This window comes from Bacillus sp. OxB-1 (genome assembly GCF_000829195.1).
In the GTDB taxonomy this organism is placed as follows: Bacteria; Bacillota; Bacilli; order Bacillales_A; family Planococcaceae; genus Sporosarcina.
Genome location: NZ_AP013294.1, coordinates 646401 through 667604, shown reverse-complemented (window position 1 = coordinate 667604; position 21204 = coordinate 646401). Strand labels below are relative to the sequence as shown.

Annotated in this window: 22 protein-coding genes and 10 tRNA genes; 22 read left to right on the top strand and 10 right to left on the bottom strand. The window is 46.5% G+C overall.

The window, feature by feature from the left end:
* Window positions 1-27: 27 nt before the first annotated feature.
* The 6 genes from OXB_RS03535 to OXB_RS03510 all read right to left on the bottom strand — a co-directional run bounded on the left by OXB_RS03535 (window position 28) and on the right by OXB_RS03510 (window position 5610).
* The gene (locus tag OXB_RS03535) at window positions 28-1305 is read right to left on the bottom strand and encodes a TRAP transporter large permease (RefSeq protein WP_041071921.1); all 1278 of its coding nucleotides are present in this window, start codon (window positions 1303-1305) and stop codon (window positions 28-30) included.
* Between the two features lie 38 nt (window positions 1306-1343).
* On the bottom strand, window positions 1344-1817 hold the full coding sequence (locus OXB_RS03530) for a TRAP transporter small permease (RefSeq protein ID WP_041071920.1): 474 nt from the start codon (window positions 1815-1817) through the stop codon (window positions 1344-1346).
* Window positions 1818-1922: 105 nt separating this feature from the next.
* Complete coding sequence (gene dctP / locus OXB_RS03525) at window positions 1923-2948, bottom strand: TRAP transporter substrate-binding protein DctP (RefSeq protein ID WP_041071919.1); 1026 nt, start codon at window positions 2946-2948, stop codon at window positions 1923-1925.
* Between the two features lie 21 nt (window positions 2949-2969).
* Window positions 2970-3740: a class II aldolase/adducin family protein gene (locus OXB_RS03520; RefSeq protein ID WP_052483854.1), complete on the bottom strand. Its 771-nt coding sequence runs from the start codon at window positions 3738-3740 to the stop codon at window positions 2970-2972.
* A 234-nt stretch (window positions 3741-3974) separates the two neighbouring features.
* Complete coding sequence (locus OXB_RS03515; RefSeq protein WP_041071918.1) at window positions 3975-4616, bottom strand: GntR family transcriptional regulator; 642 nt, start codon at window positions 4614-4616, stop codon at window positions 3975-3977.
* Between the two features lie 142 nt (window positions 4617-4758).
* Window positions 4759-5610 carry a pyridoxamine kinase gene (locus tag OXB_RS03510; RefSeq protein WP_041071917.1) on the bottom strand — a complete coding sequence of 284 codons (852 nt, stop codon included), beginning with the start codon at window positions 5608-5610 and terminating at the stop codon, window positions 4759-4761.
* 152 nt (window positions 5611-5762) lie between these two features.
* On the opposite strand from OXB_RS03510, the gene OXB_RS03505 reads away from it, so the two are divergent.
* Window positions 5763-6542 (top strand): DUF2268 domain-containing protein, encoded by a 780-nt coding sequence (locus OXB_RS03505; protein WP_041071916.1) that lies wholly within the window; start codon window positions 5763-5765, stop codon window positions 6540-6542.
* 51 nt (window positions 6543-6593) lie between these two features.
* On the opposite strand, the gene OXB_RS18330 is transcribed toward OXB_RS03505, so the two are convergent.
* On the bottom strand, window positions 6594-6701 hold the full coding sequence (locus tag OXB_RS18330) for a YjcZ family sporulation protein (RefSeq protein WP_084212375.1): 108 nt from the start codon (window positions 6699-6701) through the stop codon (window positions 6594-6596).
* Window positions 6702-6885: 184 nt separating this feature from the next.
* Between OXB_RS18330 and OXB_RS03500 the strand changes: the two genes are divergently transcribed.
* From OXB_RS03500 to fni, 6 genes are all read left to right on the top strand, one after another.
* A complete protein-coding gene (locus OXB_RS03500) occupies window positions 6886-7158 on the top strand; it encodes a hypothetical protein (RefSeq protein ID WP_041076241.1) in 273 nt (90 codons plus the stop codon).
* Window positions 7159-7431: 273 nt separating this feature from the next.
* The gene (locus tag OXB_RS03490; RefSeq protein ID WP_231860359.1) at window positions 7432-7848 is read left to right on the top strand and encodes a MarR family winged helix-turn-helix transcriptional regulator; all 417 of its coding nucleotides are present in this window, start codon (window positions 7432-7434) and stop codon (window positions 7846-7848) included.
* A gap of 57 nt (window positions 7849-7905) precedes the next feature.
* The gene (locus OXB_RS03485) at window positions 7906-8547 is read left to right on the top strand and encodes an SDR family oxidoreductase (protein WP_041071911.1); all 642 of its coding nucleotides are present in this window, start codon (window positions 7906-7908) and stop codon (window positions 8545-8547) included.
* Between the two features lie 43 nt (window positions 8548-8590).
* Window positions 8591-9589, top strand: a complete 999-nt coding sequence (locus OXB_RS03480) for an LLM class flavin-dependent oxidoreductase (protein ID WP_041071909.1) — start codon at window positions 8591-8593, stop codon at window positions 9587-9589.
* 161 nt (window positions 9590-9750) lie between these two features.
* On the top strand, window positions 9751-10572 hold the full coding sequence (locus OXB_RS03475; protein ID WP_041071907.1) for a squalene/phytoene synthase family protein: 822 nt from the start codon (window positions 9751-9753) through the stop codon (window positions 10570-10572).
* A gap of 75 nt (window positions 10573-10647) precedes the next feature.
* Complete coding sequence (gene fni, locus OXB_RS03470; protein WP_041076239.1) at window positions 10648-11679, top strand: type 2 isopentenyl-diphosphate Delta-isomerase; 1032 nt, start codon at window positions 10648-10650, stop codon at window positions 11677-11679.
* A gap of 164 nt (window positions 11680-11843) precedes the next feature.
* Here the strand turns inward: fni and OXB_RS03465 are convergent, their stop codons facing one another.
* Window positions 11844-12860: a hypothetical protein gene (locus OXB_RS03465; RefSeq protein WP_052483853.1), complete on the bottom strand. Its 1017-nt coding sequence runs from the start codon at window positions 12858-12860 to the stop codon at window positions 11844-11846.
* A gap of 193 nt (window positions 12861-13053) precedes the next feature.
* Here OXB_RS03465 and OXB_RS03460 point away from each other — a divergent pair, with 193 nt between their 5' ends.
* The 4 genes from OXB_RS03460 (at window position 13054) to OXB_RS03445 (ending at window position 16264) form a co-directional block, all read left to right on the top strand.
* A complete protein-coding gene (locus OXB_RS03460; RefSeq protein WP_041076235.1) occupies window positions 13054-13554 on the top strand; it encodes a cupin domain-containing protein in 501 nt (166 codons plus the stop codon).
* A 210-nt stretch (window positions 13555-13764) separates the two neighbouring features.
* Window positions 13765-14061, top strand: coding sequence for a rhodanese-like domain-containing protein (locus OXB_RS03455; RefSeq protein WP_041071905.1), 297 nt, complete (start codon window positions 13765-13767; stop codon window positions 14059-14061).
* Between the two features lie 353 nt (window positions 14062-14414).
* Window positions 14415-15128, top strand: coding sequence for an N-acetylmuramoyl-L-alanine amidase (locus OXB_RS03450; protein WP_041071903.1), 714 nt, complete (start codon window positions 14415-14417; stop codon window positions 15126-15128).
* A gap of 77 nt (window positions 15129-15205) precedes the next feature.
* A complete protein-coding gene (locus tag OXB_RS03445; protein ID WP_041071901.1) occupies window positions 15206-16264 on the top strand; it encodes an Mrp/NBP35 family ATP-binding protein in 1059 nt (352 codons plus the stop codon).
* A 14-nt stretch (window positions 16265-16278) separates the two neighbouring features.
* Here OXB_RS03445 and gerD read toward each other — a convergent pair whose 3' ends face one another.
* A complete protein-coding gene (gene gerD / locus OXB_RS03440; RefSeq protein ID WP_231860358.1) occupies window positions 16279-16917 on the bottom strand; it encodes a spore germination lipoprotein GerD in 639 nt (212 codons plus the stop codon).
* 110 nt (window positions 16918-17027) lie between these two features.
* Here gerD and OXB_RS03435 point away from each other — a divergent pair, with 110 nt between their 5' ends.
* Window positions 17028-17711 (top strand): KinB-signaling pathway activation protein, encoded by a 684-nt coding sequence (locus OXB_RS03435; RefSeq protein ID WP_041071899.1) that lies wholly within the window; start codon window positions 17028-17030, stop codon window positions 17709-17711.
* Between the two features lie 170 nt (window positions 17712-17881).
* On the opposite strand, the gene OXB_RS03430 is transcribed toward OXB_RS03435, so the two are convergent.
* Window positions 17882-18544, bottom strand: coding sequence for a hypothetical protein (locus OXB_RS03430; protein ID WP_041071897.1), 663 nt, complete (start codon window positions 18542-18544; stop codon window positions 17882-17884).
* Window positions 18545-18726: 182 nt separating this feature from the next.
* Between OXB_RS03430 and OXB_RS03425 the strand changes: the two genes are divergently transcribed.
* The 10 genes from OXB_RS03425 to OXB_RS03380 all read left to right on the top strand — a co-directional run bounded on the left by OXB_RS03425 (window position 18727) and on the right by OXB_RS03380 (window position 21117).
* A tRNA-Asn gene (locus tag OXB_RS03425) sits at window positions 18727-18801 on the top strand.
* Window positions 18802-18808: 7 nt separating this feature from the next.
* Window positions 18809-18881, top strand: a tRNA-Thr gene (locus tag OXB_RS03420).
* 259 nt (window positions 18882-19140) lie between these two features.
* A tRNA-Glu gene (locus OXB_RS03415) sits at window positions 19141-19215 on the top strand.
* 46 nt (window positions 19216-19261) lie between these two features.
* A tRNA-Tyr gene (locus tag OXB_RS03410) sits at window positions 19262-19346 on the top strand.
* A 109-nt stretch (window positions 19347-19455) separates the two neighbouring features.
* Window positions 19456-19530, top strand: a tRNA-Gln gene (locus tag OXB_RS03405).
* A gap of 783 nt (window positions 19531-20313) precedes the next feature.
* Window positions 20314-20388: transfer RNA gene (locus OXB_RS03400), tRNA-Asn, on the top strand.
* A gap of 7 nt (window positions 20389-20395) precedes the next feature.
* Window positions 20396-20468 (top strand) — tRNA-Thr (locus tag OXB_RS03395).
* 259 nt (window positions 20469-20727) lie between these two features.
* Window positions 20728-20802: transfer RNA gene (locus tag OXB_RS03390), tRNA-Glu, on the top strand.
* Window positions 20803-20848: 46 nt separating this feature from the next.
* Window positions 20849-20933 (top strand) — tRNA-Tyr (locus OXB_RS03385).
* A 109-nt stretch (window positions 20934-21042) separates the two neighbouring features.
* A tRNA-Gln gene (locus OXB_RS03380) sits at window positions 21043-21117 on the top strand.
* Window positions 21118-21204 lie beyond the last annotated feature (87 nt).

Sequence of the window (21204 nt, the reverse complement as noted above, 5' to 3'; positions counted from 1 at the left end):
TTTCTGAAGTATATGGTTAGTTCAATCCTACTTTAAAAAATCGACCAAAAATAAACTGATTCCCGGCAAGAAGGCGATTAATAATAGGTCAATGATGATGATTAACATATATGGCAATATAGCCTTCAATACCTTATCAAACGAAATTTTCCCAACTTGGGAACCGACAAATAGGTTAATGCCAACTGGCGGCGTAATTAAACCGATTGACAGATTCACGATCATGATAATACCGAAATGGACAGGATCCATACCAAAACTTGTCACGACAGGCACTAATAATGGTGTCAGAATAATAATCGCAGCAAGGCTTTCCATAAACGCCCCGACGATGAGTAACAGCACATTTATTAGGATAATTAATATGAAAGGGGACAGCTCGCTATTAATTAAAACAGATGCAATGGATTGTGGAACATTTTCCCGTGTTAAAATCATCCCAAATAACGATGCTGTGGCGATGATGATTAAGATGACAGACGACGTGACGACAGTGGAAACAAGGATTTCCATCATCACTTTCCGATTGATCTGCTTGTAGACAAAGAAGCTGATGATGAAACCGTATACGACAGCGATCACGGAAGCCTCCGTAGGTGTAAAGTACCCACCGTATATTCCGCCTAATATAATAATAGGCATCAGCAAAGCTAGAATCGCGCTTTTAAAAGATACAAAGAGATCTTTAAAGTTAAATCGAGTTGCCTCTTTTCCATAACCTTTTATCAAAGAGATGGTATAAGCGCCGACCATCAACGAAACGCCGATCAGCAACCCTGGAATGATTCCGGCTATGAACAGACTACTTACGGATACTCCCGCCGAAACTCCGTAAAGGATCAATGGAACACTTGGCGGAATTATGATGCCTGTTGTCCCGGCTGCCGCGATTGTCGCTGTCGAAAATGCCCTATCATATCCAGCTTTCACCATCGTCGGGATCATGATTCCTCCAACGGCGGCTGTCGTAACCGAACCGGATCCTACTAAAGCGGCGAAGAATAAACATGTCACAATTCCTACATGCGCCATGCCCCCGCGCAGCGATCCGACGATGCTTTGAGCAAAATTAATAAGCCTTTCGGATATGCCCCCATGCTCCATCAGTTTCCCAGCCAAAATAAAAAAAGGCGCAGCCATTAACGGGAATGAGTCGATTGCAGCGAACATTCGTTGCGGAACTACCGTCAATACGCCATCTCCATTTAGGAAAATAAAAGCGAGAGAGGATATTCCTAGAGCGAAGGCGATCGGCATGTTCAAGAAAATGAGTACCAAGAATAATAGAAATAAAAGTAAAATCATAATATTCCTCCCACACGATACTTAAAGCAGAATAATAATTAGGAGTTACTGACTTTTAGTTGCTTTTTGGTCACATCTATTAGATTTAAAAGGATTAGCGCACTGCTAATAGGGAAGATTAAATAGACATACCCCATTGGAATTTTCAAAGCTGAAGATTTCTGCATCATGCCGAACTCCATTAGCTTGATTCCTTGGAAAAATAAAAAGCAGAAGAAAAACATACTGGCAATCGCCATGATGACCATAATTAGTTTGGAATAGGTACTCGATATTTTATTTACAAAATAATCGATTCCCATATGGGCGCTATATTGGAAAGCAAATCCCGCGCCTAAAAAAGTGATCCAAATCATTAAGTATCTGGCTAGCTCTTCTGTCCAGGAGAAGGAACTACCTATGAGAACCCTTGATATGATCTGTACGAAAATCAAAGCCGTCATAAGGATCAATAAGGCAGCGGTTACATATTTCGTGATTGTATTAAGAGTTGAGATTGTCTTATCCCACATCTTCTGTTTGTCTCCCCTCATTGAGTGAGTTGTCACCAACTCGAACGTTGATAAAAAACAACGAGAAGAAAGAATTGAATGGTACAATCCTTTCTTCTTGTTGGCTTACATATCGCTAATTCTTTGAATATAGTCTCCGAATTTTTTCCCGTGTTTCTCGTAAACCGGTTCTACCGCTTTACGGAACGCTTCTGTGTCGATTTCGGATGCCTCCGTGATTATCACTCCAGCCTCTTCCATGTTCTTCTTTGCATCCGCATCCAATTCTTGATTTAACGCTCTTTGTTCAGATGCATAATCTTTTCCGATTTCTACAATAATTTTTTGGATATCCTCTGGTAGGGACTCGTAAAACTTGTTATTCATCAGTAATGTCATGGAAGCGTAGGTAAACCCTGCCTCCGAAACATAGTTTTGAACTTCGTAAAGTGCAGATGTGTATAGAATCGTTAGTCCTTGGTCATGTCCATCAACTACTCCTTGTTGCAGCGAGGAAAATAGTTCTGGATATGCCATCGGAACTGCATCTGCGCCGAGACTTTTATAGGAATCAATGAGAACTTCATTTTCAATCGTTCTCATTTTTAACCCTTTCATGTCTTCCGGAGACTTGATCGGTTTTACGTTGTTCGCGAATTGTCTAACCCCGTTTTCCCAAAAAGCGATCCCTTTAAAACCGGAGCTTTCCATTCCGTCTAACATTTCTTGTCCGATTTCACTGTCCAAAACGGTGTAGGCATGATCCAAATCTCTAAAGAGGAAAGGCATATCAAAGACTCTTAACTCATTAGCAAAGTTTCCGACAATCCCTGTTGTCAGAACGCTCATGTCAAGGTTCCCCATTTGAATTTGCTCTGCCAAGTCCCTCTCGCCGCCGAGCGAACCGTTTCCATGAATTTCAAACTGGACTCGTCCTTCTGTCGCTTCTTCCACCTTTTTCGCATACCCTTCAAACCCAAGTGACACAGCATCCGTTGGGGCCCCTTGGTGTCCGACTTTAATCTTGATCACTTCATCGTTTTCTTTAGATGGTGTTGAGCCCTCTGCCTTTTGAGCATCATCTCCACAAGCCGCTAGGACTGTAACAACGATTAGAAGGAATAAAACAAATAGTAAGTTTTTTCTGCGCATATGTTTTCTCCACCTTTTCTATTAATCTAAGAAATCAGGTTGTTCTTTCTTGATCCGATCCCATAGAGGTTGATAGCAATACCAACCATTTTGTGAGGAGCCTACCTTGTCTCTTGTATCGATCGCGGTTTCGTGATCTATTACATGTGGCTCCCCAGCCGCTTCCGCTAATAATTGAGCCTGGCAACAACGTTCCATTGAGATGAACCACCAAGCCGCTTCATCGACTGTTTGTCCTACTGTCAACAAGCCATGATTGAGGAGAATCAATGCTTTCTTATCCCCGAGAGTTTCTCCCAAACGTGTTCCTTCGTCATAATCCAAAACCACTCCATTGTATTTGCCGAAAACAGCATGATCCTCATAAAATGCACAGGCATCCTGGCTAATCGGGTCAAGTGTACGTCCTAGCGATGCCCACGCCATACCATATGTTGAGTGAGTATGTGCAACGGCTTGGACATCCGGACGGGCTTTATGTACTTCTGAATGGATCACTAGCGCTGCTCCATTGACAACTCCATCTCCTTCCACAACTTCTCCATAGTCATTCACCAATAGAAGGTTTGATGCTGTCACTTGGCTAAAGTGCATTCCAAATTGGTTCACCCAGTACGAATCAGTAAATTCAGGATCTCGAACAGTGATATGGCCAGCAACCCCATTATCGAATCCAAATTTCGAGAATAGGCGAAAAGCGCTTGCCAAACGTTCTTTTCGATATTGACGTTCTTTCTCAATAGAATCGAATACCGGTCGTTCAGGATAAATCAGTTGAGCTTGTGCTTTCATGGTAATCTTCCTCCTTTTTTATTTAATCTAAATAGACTGATAGAAAATATAGCGATGAAGCGCTTACATATGAAGTATTAAAACTGTATTTATTTCCAATCTACTTAAGATTATGAATACAATATCACCTCACTAAACCCCTGTCAACAGTTTACTGAAAACTGTATACAGTAAACTGTCAACAGTAAATGATTAATAAAAAACACCTATGATTACACATCCAGGTGTTAAAAATTAAATATTATTCAAAATGCGGAGTAAGCCGCTTTCTAAATGCTGCTTCATTTCTGCCATAGCTTGTTCTTCGTCTCTTTCAAGCAAGGCATTAATAATTCGTGAATGCTGGTCGATAAAAGGGGGAAACGTGTCCAGGTGAACCATTTGATTTCGGATCAATACTGTCTTTGCCTCAATGACACTCATTAACTGAATGAGTTGTTGATTGTTCGAGTGTTGGATGATTAAATCATGAAACTGCTTATCCAGTTCTCCTAATTCGGTAATCCTATTTTCTTTGTACGCAATCTTGGCCTCGTCAATATGGTCAAGCAGTTGGCGCTCCAGGTCATCCGTAAGGAATCGGAGAAATAGTCGAATCCCTAGAGTTTCAAGACTTTCACGACACTCAAATACTTCGATGATTTCTCGTTTGGTTGGTCGATAAATGCGCACAGCTCCATCGTTTTGGAGAAGCAGCCCGTCCTGGATAAGCATACGGATCGCTTCGCGAACAGGACCTCTGCTAATCCCGAGATCTCTTGCTAATTTCGCCTCCACTAAACGCTCACCGGGTTGCAACTCCCCCTTCAGAATCAAAGACTTCAAAATCGAATAGGCTTGAATATGAAGGGGATCTGGTTTAATAATATTGGTCATATGTAGTACCTCCCTTAATTTTTTCATTATACCCTTCGTCCTTCCCTTTGGAAAGACATTCCACAAAGTCCTCCGTCGATTCCAAGAGACTGTCTCTGATTTAGGCCACGGGTAATCTTTGTAGACCGGCCTAGCCTTCACTTCACAACAACAACAACCTCAAATACTTCTCAAAATTCACCCCCGCCACGGTAGGTGTTCCTTCCGCGTCCGTATCCTGAATGGCTGCCGTTAAAAATGTTTCCGCCAGCCCGATTGCTTGCGTCAATTTTTCCCCGCGCATCAGACTGCCCATGATGACGGATGCAAATAGATCCCCCGTGCCAGAATAGCTTTTCCCGTTAAACGGCACAGAGCTGTAAACAGATCTGTCACCGTCTATATACATATTGCCGATCAACCGGGAATCCGTCAGGCTGGACGGCGGATCAATCCCGGTAATGATGATCTGGGCGCCTGTTTGCCGCTGCAGCTGCTGGCCTGCTTCTTGAATCGCTTTGAAGAAGTCGTTTTCATTTTCATAGCGGTACAGTCTGTCATACGATAATCCGGTCAGCAGGCAGCATTCCGTTATATTTGGTGTTATGACATCGGCCCGTTTGATGAGTTCCTTCATTTGCGCCAGCAGCTCCTCATCAAAGTTTTGATATGCTTCCCCGATATCTCCCATCACCGGATCGACAAGCAACAGGGTATCTTCCTTGTAAAACGTATCTAAAAAACGAAGGATATGAGCAATTTGCTCTTTTCCCGTAATGAAACCGGTATGGATGCCGTCAAAATTTGCATTCAGCTTGTCCCATTCCTCCGTAAAAAACGGCATTTTCTCAGTAAGGTCCTCGCCGAAATAGCTCGGGTATTCCGTTTGCGCAGAGAAGATGGCGGTTGGTAAAGGGCATGCCTGGACACCCATGACCGAAAGCACGGGAATGGCAGCTGTGAGTGAGCATTTACCGAACGATGATAGATCCTGGATGACCGCGACTTTTTTCATAATTTCCTCCGTAGATATGTGACTAGTCAATTACCTTCATCATATCAGAAGGGGCGGTGTCTGTGTATGGAACAAATCCATTCTTCGCTTATTCACTCCTGTTCCCGGATGCTACCGGCATCGCATAGAATACGGCAAAGGAGTGTGAACCCATGGGTGTGGTCAACACAAACGACTGGCTGACGGAATCGGACGGAAATCCCATCGACCTATGCAAGAAACTGTCATCCTTCTTCCCCGACGCTTCCGTTTCGGATATTTATCATCATTTATTGACATTCGGTATGTATCCTTCGGCGGAGGAGGGAAGGAAGATGAGTGAAAAGCTTGAGGAAAATAATGTCTGGACCATCGCCCAACATGAATTCGAGCAGCTGCAACAGCTATGGCAAGGTCCCGACGTCCCCATCTTCATTTTCCCGTCGGATTCAGACAATGAATTACTGATGCGCGAGTTCAACGGAAAATCGGGGCTCGCCTTTCAGGATAAGTTGTTTTTGTTCATCGCCCCTCATAATACGGAATCAGAAATACTGGCATTATTGACACATGAATACAACCATGTCTGCCGATTGACAAAATACCCGAAAAGGGAAGAGGAGTATGTATTACTGGATACGATCATCATGGAAGGGCTGGCCGAAATGGCTGTCCAGGAAAGGCTAGGGGAAGGCGCAAATCCCGCCTGGCTTTCATTGTATGCCGACGAGGTGTTGGAGAAGTTGTGGATAGAGCTGGTATATCCCGAGAAGGATCAAGCAAAAATGACAGCGACCCATCAAGAGGTGCTATACGGCTTAGGCTCCTATCCTAAAATGGCCGGCTATTGTGTGGGCTATTATTTAGTCCGCACCTTTTTGAACGGCAAGGCGTTGCATACTGCTGATCTGTTCACTTATTCATCTTCCCGTATAGCCCAACTGCCCACTTAAGGAAAAGGGAAAGCACATAACAATTGTGTGCTTTTCCCTTTGAAACTTCGATTAATAATACCCTCCGCCCCAATATGAGGCACCGACAATAATTAATAAAATGAACAATACAACAATCAAAGTAAATCCTCCTACGTATCCACCAACAGCTTCCGACATACTTCCACACCTCCAAAGAATCTGATGCTCTTATTCTATGTATAAGAAATGTGCGTGCACCGGACAGTATCCCAATTTCCGTAGCATTTCGAATTTCCATGAAGCCGTGGTGTGTTTGTCCCCTAAGAGGCATCGTTATCCACATATGATGATGTATGTTCAAGTGAAATGGGGTGACAACAAGATGTCTATTCAACATTATCATTCCTTGTGTACCCGGCACGTCGGAAGACCTGTCGTAATCGGGACACGGGATGGGAGAACCCATAGAGGTATTATTCAAGGTGTCCGGAATAACAGAGTTTATTTGCAACCGATTGGCGGCCGGAACTTAGGTGGGTTCGGTTACGGATTCGGATATGGATACGGATACGGCTTTGGCCGTGGCCGTGCCTTCGCTTTCGGCATTGCCCTAGGCGCTATCGCTACCTTAGCCTTACTGCCTTTTTGGTGGTGATTCAATGGAAAAACTGGATGGCAGACAGATCCTACGTCGTCCATCCGGTTTTTTAATGCCTGTGCTGAGGAACTTTTCTCTGCAATCCAGCTGTATGGAGAGGATATGGATTCCCACAATCTCTCTTTTTATTTTCCTCACTGAACTTGATATTGAGAAAAAGAAAAAATCATATCGGCTCCTGAGTGTAGTCCATCCAATCTTTTTACTTGAAATAAAAAAATTTTCCCGATATGGTTAGCATACTAACTAATCATGGAAGAAGGTGAACTTTTGATTGAGGATGAAATTCGGGAACTTCTCGATGACATATCCGCCAAAAAGCGCAGAAGTTATTCGGAAATGTTGCGTCAATTGGATCTTCATATCGGCCAAGATCAGCTATTATGCCGGTTATGGAACGAGGACGGCATTACACAGAGCCAGTTGAGTGAACGGTTGAATTGTGAACCGCCCACTGTTGCGAATACGGTCAAGGCATTAGAAAGTTACGGTTTGATTTACCGGCAGCGTGATCCATCCGACGGTAGGATTAACAGAGTGTATTTGTCACCGAAGGGTCAAAATATGAAAGGGCCCATTGAAGCCGTTTGGAGAAAGCAACAGGATAAGTTATTGGAAGGCATGTCTTCTCAGGAACTTGCAACATTGAAAAAACTTTTGAAAAAGATGGCTGAGAATTTATCGTAGGCTCATTTTTTATTGGAACCATTAGCATACTAATAAATAGTGGAGGCTTGATCATTCATGAAAGTTTTTGTAGTTGGTGCAAACGGACAGATCGGTCAACATCTTGTCCAGTTACTTAAAGCTAGTACGGAACATACGGTAAGAGCGATGGTTAGAAAACAAGAACAAGTGGAAGCGTTTGAAAAGGTAGGCGTCGAAGCAAGATTAGCCGATTTGGAAGGCAGTGTAGATGAAATAGCGGAAGCTGCCAAAGGTTGTGACGCCATCGTCTTCACGGCGGGATCCGGTGGACATACGGGTGCTGACAAAACACTGTTAATCGATTTGGACGGGGCGGCGAAAACGATAGAAGCTGCACAGAAAATCGGCATTCAGCGTTTTATCATGGTCAGTGCAATCCATGCGCATAGGAGAGAAAAATGGAGCAGCATTAAACATTATATGGTTGCCAAACATCACGCGGACAAAATCCTGGAGCAAAGCGGCTTAACGTATACTATTATCCGCCCGGGTGGATTGTTGAATGAACCAGGCACCGGAAAGGTTTCCATTGCGGAAGATTTAGAAACCGCTTCGATTCCGCGGGAAGATGTAGCACAAACCATCCTGGCTGCTTTGCCAATGGAAAATACGTTTAACCGTTCATTTGACCTTGTGTCGGGAGAAGATGCAATTTCGGCTGCGCTGGATCAGTTATGAAGCGCTTTTTGAGGATTAAATTAATTGGAAGGATACTGAAAATATGAGATTAAGTATATTGGACCAAGCCCCGGTTACAACTGGGAATAAGGCGGCGGATGCTTTGCTCAAAGCGGAAGAATTGGCTGTTTTAGGCGATCAGTTAGGCTATCATCGGATGTGGATGGCAGAACACCATGCAACTAGGGATTTTGCAAGTTCCGCTCCGGAAGTGATAGCCGCTCATTTGGCTGCGAAAACGAAAAATATACGGATTGGTACGGGCGGCGTAATGATGATGCATTACTCTCCACTCAAATTGGCCGAGGTGTTTAAAACGTTAAGCGCCTTTTCACCAGGCCGGATTGATTTTGGCGTGGGCCGTGCTCCGGGTGGGGACCAGCTCTCCATCTATGCGCTATCTGAAGGACGTCAGCCGATGGTACACAATATGTATGAAAAATTGGATACGGCTTTGCAGTTGATCAACGATGAAATTCCCGCAGATGACTTGTATCAAAAAACAATCGCGACCCCGTCCGAAGTCGTTTTGCCCGAGGCTTGGCTGTTGGGTTCGACGGGCAATAGCGCTGTGCAAGCGGGGGTAAGAGGGGTCGGCTATTCATTTGCCCAGTTTTTCAACGGCGAAATGTCCAAGCCTATTTTAGATGCCTATAAAAAGAACTTTAAACCTTCCGCCTTCATGGAGAAACCGCAAATCAATGTTTCCTATATGGTGACGACTGCGGAAACAAAAGAAGAAGCGGAATTCGAAGCGAAGCCCCAAGACATTTGGCGTCTGCTATTCATGCGAGGCAAGCTCGCCTCAGTGTTGACACCTGAAGAAGCCCGAGATTATCCGCTGACGGAAATGGACCGCATGATCATCCAAGATAACCGTAAAATCCATTTAGTAGGAGATGCAAAAGAAATCGCGACGGTGCTGCAAGCCGAACAGGGGCAATATGGATTTGATGAAGCGATGATTGTCAGCATCCCCCATTCACAAGAAAAGCGTTTGGATGTGTATCGTTTATTGGCGCGGGAATTGTTCCAAAGGTGACAGTCACCCATACAATTCGGACACTATTCTGATTAGTGTCCAAATTGTAAAGGGGACAGTCACCTTTTTCAGCCTTTTTTTCTGTTTTATTATATTTTTTTCAGAAATTGAGTTACGATGGTGTATAGGAGAAAAACTTAATAGGGAGAAAGGAGCTCATCATGGCTGAATTAGCATTTCCGAAAGATGCGATGCGTGTACTTAAAGAGACGAGCCGTACCTTTTATATTCCGATCACCTTTTTAAAAAGGGAGTTGAAACATTCGGTTGCATCCGCTTACTTGATATTCCGTGCAATAGATGAAATTGAAGATCATGCAGACTTGGACAATGATGCCAAATATACTATGTTGATGAAAGTCAGCGAATTATTCGAACAACAACCATTTAATAATGAAGAATATTTCCGGATTCTAGGATCGGAAAAAGCGATCCTGCCTGATGTTTCCGTGCGTTTAGAGGAATGGGTACAAGCCTGCCCGAAGGAGGCGCAGCCGATTGTCCTGGATGCCGCTCGGGAAATGGCATGGGGCATGGCGAAATGGGCAAAGGAAAACTGGAATATCCAGACACGTGAGGATTTGGACGACTATACATATTACGTGGCTGGGCTTGTTGGCGTCATGCTTTCCGATCTCTGGGCGCTTTATGCGGATGAACAAACAGACCGTGAACTGGCGATTGGCTATGGACGCGGGCTTCAGGCTGTAAATATTTTGCGGAATGAAGAGGAAGATTTGGATGAACGCGGTGTCAATTTCGTGCCTGATGGTTGGACCCGTGCGGAGCTGTTCAAATACGCTGAAGAAAACTTGGCAAAAGCGGATGAGTACATGAAGTCTCTCCATAAGAGGAGCATTGTGTTATTCTGCCGTCTGCCCCTTGCCTTGGCCCATAAAACATTGAAGGCCATGAAAGAAGGGCGGGAGAAAATGACGCGCGCGGAAGTGGAACAAACGGTAGAGGAAATACAAAGTGAGTAACTGAAACGAAAGGATATGCTGGTGTGAACCTTGCGCATAGGTGCATCCCCCAAAAAATAAGGAAGGTGTCTCATGTTGACTGATTCGATTCAACAGCGAAAATCCGAGCACATCACGATTTCATTAAATGAAAAAGTGACGGGAGATTCCATCTCCACCGGTTTTGATTCGCTCTCTTTTATTCATAATGCGCTTCCGGAAATCGATTTTGATGAAATTTCCATTGAAACCGAATTTCTGGGTCATCTATGCAGCACCCCGTTCCTCATCAGTTCCATGACCGGGGGAACGGCATTCGCGGAGACGATCAATCGGAATCTTGCTGAAGCTGCCGAGGAGCGGGGATGGGTGATGGCACTCGGATCGACGAGGGCACTCCTCGACAAAGAGGCGCATCACGCCTCGTTTGAAGTGAGGAAGTATGCCCCGAATGTTCCAATCATCACGAACTTGGGCGCGGTTCAACTGAATTATGAATTCGGCATCGAGGAATGCCGGAAGATTATCGAGATGACGGATGCGAATCTGCTCGTCCTTCATTTGAACAGCATCCAAGAAGTCATTCAGCCAAACGGAAACACGAATTTTGCAGGCCTACTGGGGAAGATCGAGCAACTGTGCGGCGCGTTGGATGTTCCGGTTGGCATCAAAGAAGTCGGCTGGGGAATTGACGGGAAGACGGCGAGGAAGCTATGCGATGCGGGAATCGCCTTCATTGACGTGGCGGGGGCCGGCGGAACGTCCTGGAGCCAAGTGGAGAAATTCCGCTCCGGTGATCCGGTCAAGAAGGAGGCGGCCGAAGCGTTCAGCGAATGGGGCATCCCGACGGTTCAAAGCATCCGGTCAGTCCACGCGTCGATCGATGAGCAGCCGATCATCGCGAGCGGTGGATTGCGGACAGGTCTTGACGCCGCCAAAGCGATTGCGCTCGGCGCCGACATGGCGGGATTCGGACGGTCCCTTTTGAAAGAAGCGACCGAAAGTACGGAAGACGTTCTCCGCGTCTTGGAAACGCGTGAATTGGAACTCAAGATGGCGATGTTCGGCATCGGCGTCTCGTCAATAGAAGCATTAAAAGAAACTCCGCGTCTCATAGAACGGAATTGAAAACAGGGGCTGTCCAGAAAGTGGATTTTCCGGTTAAACACGCAAAAAGCAAGGGCTCTGGTCGCTTTCCGCGGGCCAGCCGCCGAGCCTCCTCCGGCTTACAGCCGTGCGGGGTCTCGTCGGCCGGCTTTCCCGCAGGAGTCTCCCGGCGCCCTTGCTTTTTGCTAGTATCCAACTCTGTGCCTGGACTTTTCGGACAGCCCCTGTTTTTTGTATGCCTTGCTATATTTTCTTCCTTTTTTCCGCTTCCACAATAAATAAGGAAGTATGCTCAGGAGGATTGTTAAGATCAGGGAAACGACCATGATCGTGACGGTATCGGTCAGTGAAATATAGAAGATATCCATGAAATCCATTTCCTGCGCGAATACCTGATACGGATTTTGGGTGTTGTAAACGATTGGCATTTCGTCTTGGTATTTATTATACGTATGCCAGGTGACCCCTTTGGAAACGTAGAGAGCCTCCTCCCTGCCTGGCTTGTACATGAGAGTCAGGTAATATTCATGGTCTTCATATAAGGAAGGGTTATGATCGATTCCCCGATCGATGATGAGCGCGGTCGCCTTTGCGTGAGTCTCCCCGAAAAACTTTTCATGGCCATTAGATAAGGCGTCCTTCCATTCGATTCTCCCAAATAGAAGGAGAGCGACGAGGATTCCGTAAAAAAGAAGAGTCAGGGAGACGTTTCCGATTGCATTGACATACTTTCGGATGGCCGGCCGTTCGAACAGTTGCCGGAAAGGTATGATTTTCAGGAGGACATACAGGACGTAGCCGATTGGATAGAGGCTGAATAGGGTTAGCAACAGATAGAACCACATCTCTTCTTCCTGCAGCAGTGTATCCGTATAGAATTTTCCCTCTACCGAGTATCCCGTAATTGTATCTCCGACTTCCACTTGCTCATATTGCTTCCGATCGACGCCGATCAGAGAAGAGTTGGATGGCTTCGGCACCCTGCTTTTCGGGATGGCGTCCAATTGGAAAGAGTACCGCGGACCTTCCAACAGATCGAGGACGACATATTTTTGGACGATCCGCTTTGCCATCGGATGCTGTTCTGCTTCCTCCATGAATGCCCGGTGCTCCTGCCAATTTCCGTAATTTGTATAAATTAAAAACAGGAACACAGCAAAGGCGATTAACTTCGGTCCCGTCAGTGTCCACTTCTGCTTCATGCGGATGTCTCCTTCTGCCGTGCGTTTCAAGTTACTATAGTTCCAAGAAAAAGCGTTGAACTTAGTGTACCATGGGAAATCATCTGGCGGGAGAGAAGGGAAAGCGCCTCGTACTGATTTTAGAGTTTCAGTGTGTCACCGACGCCCCCTTGAGCATATGATACTACGATCAACTTTGAAAGGACTGGGGTCTATCTATTTCGTTCCGTATTGGTGTCCACACCATTATCATCGGTGTGTCATCCCGCATTTTCCGGTCGGGCAGCAGCCTGTTGCCGGGCATGGAATTATGTTACAGGACCGTGGAAAGCAGCCGTTCGTCATCAATATCAATGAGGCGGCAAGGGCGAATGATACATTCCGCACGGCGATCTGGACAGGAAATCATCTGCAAGTGACCGTAATGAGCATCGAAGTCGGGGAAGACATTGGTCTGGAAGTTCATCCTACGGTGGATCAATTTTTGCGGGTGGAAGAGGGGCAAGGCCTTGTGCAAATGGGAGATGCAAAAGATCGATTGAATTTTGAGGTGCCTGTACGCGATGACGATGCCATCATGGTACCAGCGGGCACATGGCATAATTTGATCAATACGGGTCATACTCCGTTGAAACTCTACACTATCTATGCCCCGCCTGAGCACCCGTATGGCACGGTCCATAGGACGAAGGCGGAAGCCATGGAGGATGAATGAGGGTCAGTAGATTCAAAAACAGAACGTCCACGGAAAGTGTTGCGCATCGTGGACGTTCTGTAAGCTATAAGGAGCTGGGTATGGGACAGTGCCGAATTCCTGAATAAACGCCGGAAAACCAAAACTCCCAACTTCGGTTTGGAAGAGTAGACGAAACCCGATTAGCCCGCTATGATAGGTCTATGACCGAATGTAGGGAGGCTTTTTGGAATGAAGGAAATTACAGCTGCAGAAGTGCAAGAACGTTTGGAAAACGGAGAACAGCTTCATTTGATCGACGTACGGGAAGCTGATGAAGTCGCTGCGGGGAAAATCCCGGGAGCGGTGCATATTCCGTTAGGTGACATTCCGTTGAAAATGCGGGACTTGGACGAGTCGACACCATATATCCTCGTTTGCCGTTCCGGCGGTCGCAGCGGCCGCGCACAAGAAATCATGGCGGATGAAGGCTACGACGTGACCAATATGGTCGGCGGCATGCTCGACTGGAAGGGCGCAACCGAATAATCAGGAAACAGACGGGACCTTTGCGGAGGTCCTGTTTTTTAATCCCTCCGAACGTTTGAAGCACCCCACAACATAATGGCACCACCTCGCAACGTAACTCCTCGACCTCGAAACAAAATCCAGGGACCTCGCAACACTCCCGGCGCCTTACAACATTTTCGCCCACCCTCACAACGGCTTATCCAAAACCTCAAAACATTCCCCAGGCACCTTCCAACATTCCAGACAAACTTCTCAACATCCCCCAAAAACCTCGCAACAACCGATCTTCCTCCACCCCTAAAACGATCAGGATGAAGGGCATATCCCACCCTTCACCCGCGTATAGTGATTGAAAAAGGGCGGTGTCGAGAATGAAGCGATGGGTTATCATTTGTATACTTTTCGGGTTCTCTTTAGGGATTGTGCTATACGGTGCGAGTGCTTCGGACCGGGGCTTTTTCATGCCGGCTGAGCTGGGCGGGGTCAAAGTTGTCATCGATCCGGGGCACGGAGGCCTGGATGGCGGGGCTTCTTCGGGGGAGGTAGTGGAACGGGACATCACCTTGAAAATTGCTCATGAATTGAAAAAACAATTGGAGAAGAAAGGGTCCACTGTTGTCATGACCCGCTTGAAGGAAGGGGATGCCTTGGCTGAACATGCCCCGGGTGAGGAGTTTGGAACGGTGCGGGAACGCAAATTAGCGGACTTGAAATTGCGCGAACAGATTGCACTTGACGAAGATCCGGATATGTTTATCAGTGTCCACGTCAATGCGATCCCGGATTCGAAGTGGCGGGGTTCGCAAGTGTTTTATCATCCAGAGGGCCATCCGCATGGCGAACTGCTGGCTAAATCCATACAATCTTCCTTTCAGGAGAATTTGAAAAATACGGATCGGGAAGCATTGGCAATCAAGGGTGTCTATCTATTGAAGAGAGTTCCGACGCCGGCTGTTCTGGTGGAGACGGGGTTCATTTCAAACGATGAGGAACGCTTGCTGCTTACCGACACGGGCTATCAGAAAAAGGTCGCTGAAGCGATCCTGGACGGAATTATCCAATTCCATCAATCGGATGAGAAATAAAGCCTTCTAATCGTGACACTTCGTGGGCTATGGTATACTTGAAGAGTGAATAATTAAACCTCCAAGGGGTGTCTGAATTGATCAATGAACAACAAGTTCGGGAATTGCTAGGTCCTCTGATGGATCCGTTTTTACATAAAACGCTTGCGGAGACCAATGGGATCGCAGAAGTTACAATCAAAGAAGAGAAGCAGCATGTCAGCGTCAAGCTGGCCATTGCCAAAATCAATACAGCTGAACAGATGGCGCTCCAGATGAAAGTCGTGGAAACGTTGAAAGAAGCAGGCGCTGCGTCTGTCGGCATCCGTTTCGAAGAGCTGTCGAAAGAAGCGCTTGAGCAATTCCGGGGGACGGCGACTGCCGCGGAAGCACAAGATATTTTGTCCCCGCTCAGCGACGTGGAATTCATCTCGATCGCATCCGGCAAGGGGGGAGTCGGGAAGTCGACGGTTTCCGTCAACCTCGCCGTCTCTTTGGCGCGTCTTGGGAAGAAAGTCGGTTTGATCGACGCGGATATTTACGGTTTCAGTGTGCCGGATATGATGGGCGTCACGGAACTGCCGGTCGTCCAAGGCGATCGGATTATTCCGGTGGAGCGTCTTGGCGTGAAAGTCATTTCCATGGGATTCTTCGTAGAAGACAATGCACCGGTCGTCTGGCGCGGCCCGATGCTTGGTAAAGCATTGGACCAATTTTTCCGTGACGTCGAATGGGGAGCGCTCGACTATCTCATCCTAGATTTACCGCCGGGTACAGGGGACGTAGCCTTGGATATCCACCAAATGATTCCGATGTCAAAAGAGATTGTCGTGACGACGCCACATCCAACAGCCGCTTTCGTCGCGGCGCGTGCAGGGGCGATGGCGCTTCAAACCGATCACGGATTGCTCGGAGTCATTGAAAACATGGCCTGGTTCGAATCCAAAAAGACCGGAGAGCGGGAATATGTCTTCGGCCAAGGGGGCGGCGTGCGACTTGCCGAGGAGTTGCGTACAGAATTGCTTGGCCAGATTCCACTCGGACAGCCCGATTGGAACGAAGAGGATTTTGCTCCCTCAGTATACGCAGAAGACCATCCGATCGGTAAGATTTACATGGATATTGCTAAAAAAGTGGTTGCCAATACGGGTAAATAAAAAGATGGAGGGGGTCATTGACCGCCTCCACCTCCACTGCCTCCTGACTCTTCCTCTTGTCCGCCACCGCCTTTGCCGCCGCTTTGTCCGCCTTTTGCCTCGCCAGCCTTCATGATCAGTTCCTGCCATTTCGCTTGAAGTAGAGGACTACTGATCGTTTCTTGCACCATTTTTTCCATTTCTTTTTTCATGTTCCCCGATTGCATAATCGTCTCCATTTGCTTTTGCATGTCGGGCTGTCCAAAAAACTCTTCCATTTCTTTTTGGAAAGATGAATCGTTCATAAGTGCTTTCATCACGTCTTGTTGCTGATCTTTCATGCTTTTGGCGATTGTTTCCATGAATTTCGGATCTTCGAATTTCTTCTTCCAGAACTCCTCGCCTTTTTCGGAGAGCAACGCATCTTCGATGGATTTTTTCACTTCGGTCTGCTCCAAAATGAGAAGTTCACGGAATTCGGGATCCGCCAGCATTTGCCGGATCGCCTTTTTTCCATCCTCTGTTTGAAGTGCATCTGTCGTCATTTTTTTCAACTCATCGTATGTCGGTCCGGATTGCTGCATACTGCATCCAGTCAAGAGAATTGCCGCTAATAGAAAATGAAAGCCCTTGTTTTTCATGGAATTGAACTTCCCTTCCATCACCATTTTCATTTATTGTTCACAAAATGGAGCAGAATATGCATCGTTTGTGTAATGAAATAGATTTTTGAAGAAAACGTTGATACACTAAGGACAGTATGTACAAACGGAGGAACCAGGTCGTGACAATACGAAATTGGATAAAATTCTTTTTTAACGCCTTATTTATAGGAGGAGCCATTACGGCGATCGTTGGGTTGATCGTACGTTGGGAATTCTTTTCTACATATTTAGCGAATGGCGAAATTTGGCAATTTGTCGGTGCGTTTCTCTGGATGATTTTCCTTGGGTTTACAATGAGTGTAGTAGCGCAGATGGGCTTTTTCGCCTATTTGACTGTCCATCAATTCGGCGTCAATATTTTCAAATCGTTGACGTTATGGAATTGGGTCCAGTTGTTGATTATCACGGTCGTGTTATTCGACCTTGTCTTTTTCAGATTCCAGCTAACATCCGGTGAGACCGGACGCACGTTGCTGTATATCGGATTGCTCATATCACTTGTTGGAGTGGCGGCCGTTACGGCATATTTCAAAGCGAAATGGACGAAGAAGCATACGCTTATTTCAGCGCTGTTCTTCATGATTGTCATCACGACGCTGGAATGGCTGCCTGCTTTGATGGTGCGTTCAGGCAATATCGACACATGGGTGACAATCTTATTGTTCCCGCTTCTCGCAGTCAATGCTTATCAAATTCTCGCGCTGCCGAAATACAATCGACAGTCGGATGAAGATAAACAGCGGTTGGATGAACGGAAACGGCTGCGCAAAGCGGCGAAAGAAAAAACGGCCAAAGTGAAATAAGAAAAAAGCGCAGGGATCTGTGCTTTTTTCTTATTTTGGAGGGAAGTTCCAGTTCGCAAGAAGGCATGGAGTACAATCAACAAGGCTTCTAGCATTATGAACTCCCGGTTGAGTGCGAGCATTCGTTAGCTAAATGCGTGAAACTTTTAGATAGACACAATCAGCTATGCTTACTCCGGGATTTTCTTCGTTTTCACGGTTGTGCCGAAGAGGACATCCTCCACCGGGCGGAAGGTGCGCCCCTTATACAAGGGATCGAGGGCGTTCAATTTAACCCGCTCGTGGCGGTGATGGGGTATGGATATAATCTCCCCCTCTTTCGGGGGAGGCACTGCTCCGCCTGTCCAAATGAAAGAGGATCCGAGCGCATTCACTTCCGCTTTCCATAATTGTTTTTGCAACGATTGGGGGAAGCGCTCGTCGATTGTTCGGAACCAGAGGGGCTTCACCCCGAATGTCTTTTCAAATCGTTTTAGCTGAGAGGCAAGCAGTTCAGAACTCTCTTCATAGGCTGTGCCGCTGTCGCCGAGCAATCCCACCGGAATATTTTTCTCATTGATTTGCCTCACGGTTTCAGGGAAGCGGTCTGTCCAATCCATATCAACCATCAGTAGTGGATAGGGTGCTTGCAATTCTTTAATCCATTTTTCCACTTCAACATCCCCAAACGATATACTGACGGTCAGGGCCGAGCCGCTTGTTCCGCGCACAATGGCAGCCGGTTGATCCGTGACCCGGAAGACCGAGGTAAGCGTTCCCGACTCGAGGGATGGGGGGAGGAAAAGAAATAGTGTGCAGAATACCATGCCGAAAAAAACGATTTTATAGCGCATCCGAAACCCCCTGTTTGCAAAGTTACTTCATCTTATGAAAAAGGTTTGACGGATATGCCGTGCCCATGGTAGACTGAAAAAGTCGTCAGGAACAGGATGACCCATTTCCGGTAAAATGATGTTGAAAAAGTAAAATTAACTGGTATAATGGAATTTGTCGTTAATTGAATACATATTACGATTCCGCAGTAGCTCAGTGGTAGAGCAATCGGCTGTTAACCGATCGGTCGTAGGTTCGAATCCTACCTGCGGAGCCATTTATATGCTTCCATAGCTCAGCAGGTAGAGTGCTTCCATGGTAAGGAAGAGGTCGCCGGTTCGAGCCCGGCTGGAAGCTTATTTTAATTTTCGATAGGTTGCGATTTCCGGTAGAGGAGATCGCTTTTTTTGTCCAAATTGGATAGGGTGTATGGGGATGATATCCATGGTGGCAAGATAATGGGAAAATGAGTATTTCGAAAAATGGGATTATAAAAACTTGCGGAAAGCGCTTGCGCATTGCGGGCGAATTTGTTAATATAACATTTGTGCCGTTCAGATTGATGGTTCGACAAGAAAGCGATGATTGTCGAATATAGAATGCACGGGTTGAAGATGGCCCCTTGGTCAAGCGGTTAAGACACCGCCCTTTCACGGCGGTAACACGGGTTCGAATCCCGTAGGGGTCACCATTTATTATGATCTACACATAGTTTCCGGAAAATGATTCATATTACTGGTGGGGTAGCGAAGTGGCTAAACGCGGCGGACTGTAAATCCGCTCCCTCCGGGTTCGGCGGTTCGAATCCGTCCCCCACCACCATTCTTTAAAAAATGAAACGCAACTTATCGCCCCGTTAAAATGGGGAGAAGCAAGCAGGTCGCGGAAGAAGCTGATAATGAGATGCGCAGCTGATCGCTATTTTAACCATTGGGGTATAGCCAAGCGGTAAGGCAACGGACTTTGACTCCGTCATTCGTTGGTTCGAATCCAGCTACCCCAGCCATTTTGCGCCCCTTATACAAGGGATCGAGGGCGTTCAATTTAACCCGCTCGTGGCGGTGATGGGGTATGGATATAATCTCCCCCTCTTTCGGGGGAGGCACTGCTCCGCCTGTCCAAATGAAAGAGGATCCGAGCGCATTCACTTCCGCTTTCCATAATTGTTTTTGCAACGATTGGGGGAAGCGCTCGTCGATTGTTCGGAACCAGAGGGGCTTCACCCCGAATGTCTTTTCAAATCGTTTTAGCTGAGAGGCAAGCAGTTCAGAACTCTCTTCATAGGCTGTGCCGCTGTCGCCGAGCAATCCCACCGGAATATTTTTCTCATTGATTTGCCTCACGGTTTCAGGGAAGCGGTCTGTCCAATCCATATCAACCATCAGTAGTGGATAGGGTGCTTGCAATTCTTTAATCCATTTTTCCACTTCAACATCCCCAAACGATATACTGACGGTCAGGGCCGAGCCGCTTGTTCCGCGCACAATGGCAGCCGGTTGATCCGTGACCCGGAAGACCGAGGTAAGCGTTCCCGACTCGAGGGATGGGGGGAGGAAAAGAAATAGTGTGCAGAATACCATGCCGAAAAAAACGATTTTATAGCGCATCCGAAACCCCCTGTTTGCAAAGTTACTTCATCTTATGAAAAAGGTTTGACGGATATGCCGTGCCCATGGTAGACTGAAAAAGTCGTCAGGAACAGGATGACCCATTTCCGGTAAAATGATGTTGAAAAAGTAAAATTAACTGGTATAATGGAATTTGTCGTTAATTGAATACATATTACGATTCCGCAGTAGCTCAGTGGTAGAGCAATCGGCTGTTAACCGATCGGTCGTAGGTTCGAATCCTACCTGCGGAGCCATTTATATGCTTCCATAGCTCAGCAGGTAGAGTGCTTCCATGGTAAGGAAGAGGTCGCCGGTTCGAGCCCGGCTGGAAGCTTATTTTAATTTTCGATAGGTTGCGATTTCCGGTAGAGGAGATCGCTTTTTTTGTCCAAATTGGATAGGGTGTATGGGGATGATATCCATGGTGGCAAGATAATGGGAAAATGAGTATTTCGAAAAATGGGATTATAAAAACTTGCGGAAAGCGCTTGCGCATTGCGGGCGAATTTGTTAATATAACATTTGTGCCGTTCAGATTGATGGTTCGACAAGAAAGCGATGATTGTCGAATATAGAATGCACGGGTTGAAGATGGCCCCTTGGTCAAGCGGTTAAGACACCGCCCTTTCACGGCGGTAACACGGGTTCGAATCCCGTAGGGGTCACCATTTATTATGATCTACACATAGTTTCCGGAAAATGATTCATATTACTGGTGGGGTAGCGAAGTGGCTAAACGCGGCGGACTGTAAATCCGCTCCCTCCGGGTTCGGCGGTTCGAATCCGTCCCCCACCACCATTCTTTAAAAAATGAAACGCAACTTATCGCCCCGTTAAAATGGGGAGAAGCAAGCAGGTCGCGGAAGAAGCTGATAATGAGATGCGCAGCTGATCGCTATTTTAACCATTGGGGTATAGCCAAGCGGTAAGGCAACGGACTTTGACTCCGTCATTCGTTGGTTCGAATCCAGCTACCCCAGCCATTTTCTGTATCATTTTACCAAACCATGTTCATGTATATTTCGACAGAATCCTTAATTTTAGTAAATTAAGGATTCTTTTCTATTTAT

What these genes read in the sequence shown, in the direction of transcription:
- OXB_RS03465 (WP_052483853.1), bottom strand. Translation starts at nt 12,860, where the DNA reads ATGAAGCAGAAGTGGACACTGACGGGACCGAAGTTAATCGCCTTTGCT.
- OXB_RS03500 (WP_041076241.1), top strand. Translation starts at nt 6,886, where the DNA reads ATGTCTATTCAACATTATCATTCCTTGTGTACCCGGCACGTCGGAAGA.
- OXB_RS03505 (WP_041071916.1), top strand. Translation starts at nt 5,763, where the DNA reads ATGGGTGTGGTCAACACAAACGACTGGCTGACGGAATCGGACGGAAAT.
- OXB_RS03520 (WP_052483854.1), bottom strand. Translation starts at nt 3,740, where the DNA reads ATGAAAGCACAAGCTCAACTGATTTATCCTGAACGACCGGTATTCGAT.
- OXB_RS03515 (WP_041071918.1), bottom strand. Translation starts at nt 4,616, where the DNA reads ATGACCAATATTATTAAACCAGATCCCCTTCATATTCAAGCCTATTCG.
- OXB_RS03510 (WP_041071917.1), bottom strand. Translation starts at nt 5,610, where the DNA reads ATGAAAAAAGTCGCGGTCATCCAGGATCTATCATCGTTCGGTAAATGC.
- OXB_RS03480 (WP_041071909.1), top strand. Translation starts at nt 8,591, where the DNA reads ATGAGATTAAGTATATTGGACCAAGCCCCGGTTACAACTGGGAATAAG.
- OXB_RS03475 (WP_041071907.1), top strand. Translation starts at nt 9,751, where the DNA reads ATGGCTGAATTAGCATTTCCGAAAGATGCGATGCGTGTACTTAAAGAG.
- OXB_RS03530 (WP_041071920.1), bottom strand. Translation starts at nt 1,817, where the DNA reads ATGTGGGATAAGACAATCTCAACTCTTAATACAATCACGAAATATGTA.
- OXB_RS03450 (WP_041071903.1), top strand. Translation starts at nt 14,415, where the DNA reads ATGAAGCGATGGGTTATCATTTGTATACTTTTCGGGTTCTCTTTAGGG.
- OXB_RS03455 (WP_041071905.1), top strand. Translation starts at nt 13,765, where the DNA reads ATGAAGGAAATTACAGCTGCAGAAGTGCAAGAACGTTTGGAAAACGGA.
- gerD (WP_231860358.1), bottom strand. Translation starts at nt 16,917, where the DNA reads ATGAAAATGGTGATGGAAGGGAAGTTCAATTCCATGAAAAACAAGGGC.
- OXB_RS03535 (WP_041071921.1), bottom strand. Translation starts at nt 1,305, where the DNA reads ATGATTTTACTTTTATTTCTATTATTCTTGGTACTCATTTTCTTGAAC.
- OXB_RS18330 (WP_084212375.1), bottom strand. Translation starts at nt 6,701, where the DNA reads ATGTCGGAAGCTGTTGGTGGATACGTAGGAGGATTTACTTTGATTGTT.
- dctP (WP_041071919.1), bottom strand. Translation starts at nt 2,948, where the DNA reads ATGCGCAGAAAAAACTTACTATTTGTTTTATTCCTTCTAATCGTTGTT.
- OXB_RS03430 (WP_041071897.1), bottom strand. Translation starts at nt 18,544, where the DNA reads ATGCGCTATAAAATCGTTTTTTTCGGCATGGTATTCTGCACACTATTT.
- OXB_RS03485 (WP_041071911.1), top strand. Translation starts at nt 7,906, where the DNA reads ATGAAAGTTTTTGTAGTTGGTGCAAACGGACAGATCGGTCAACATCTT.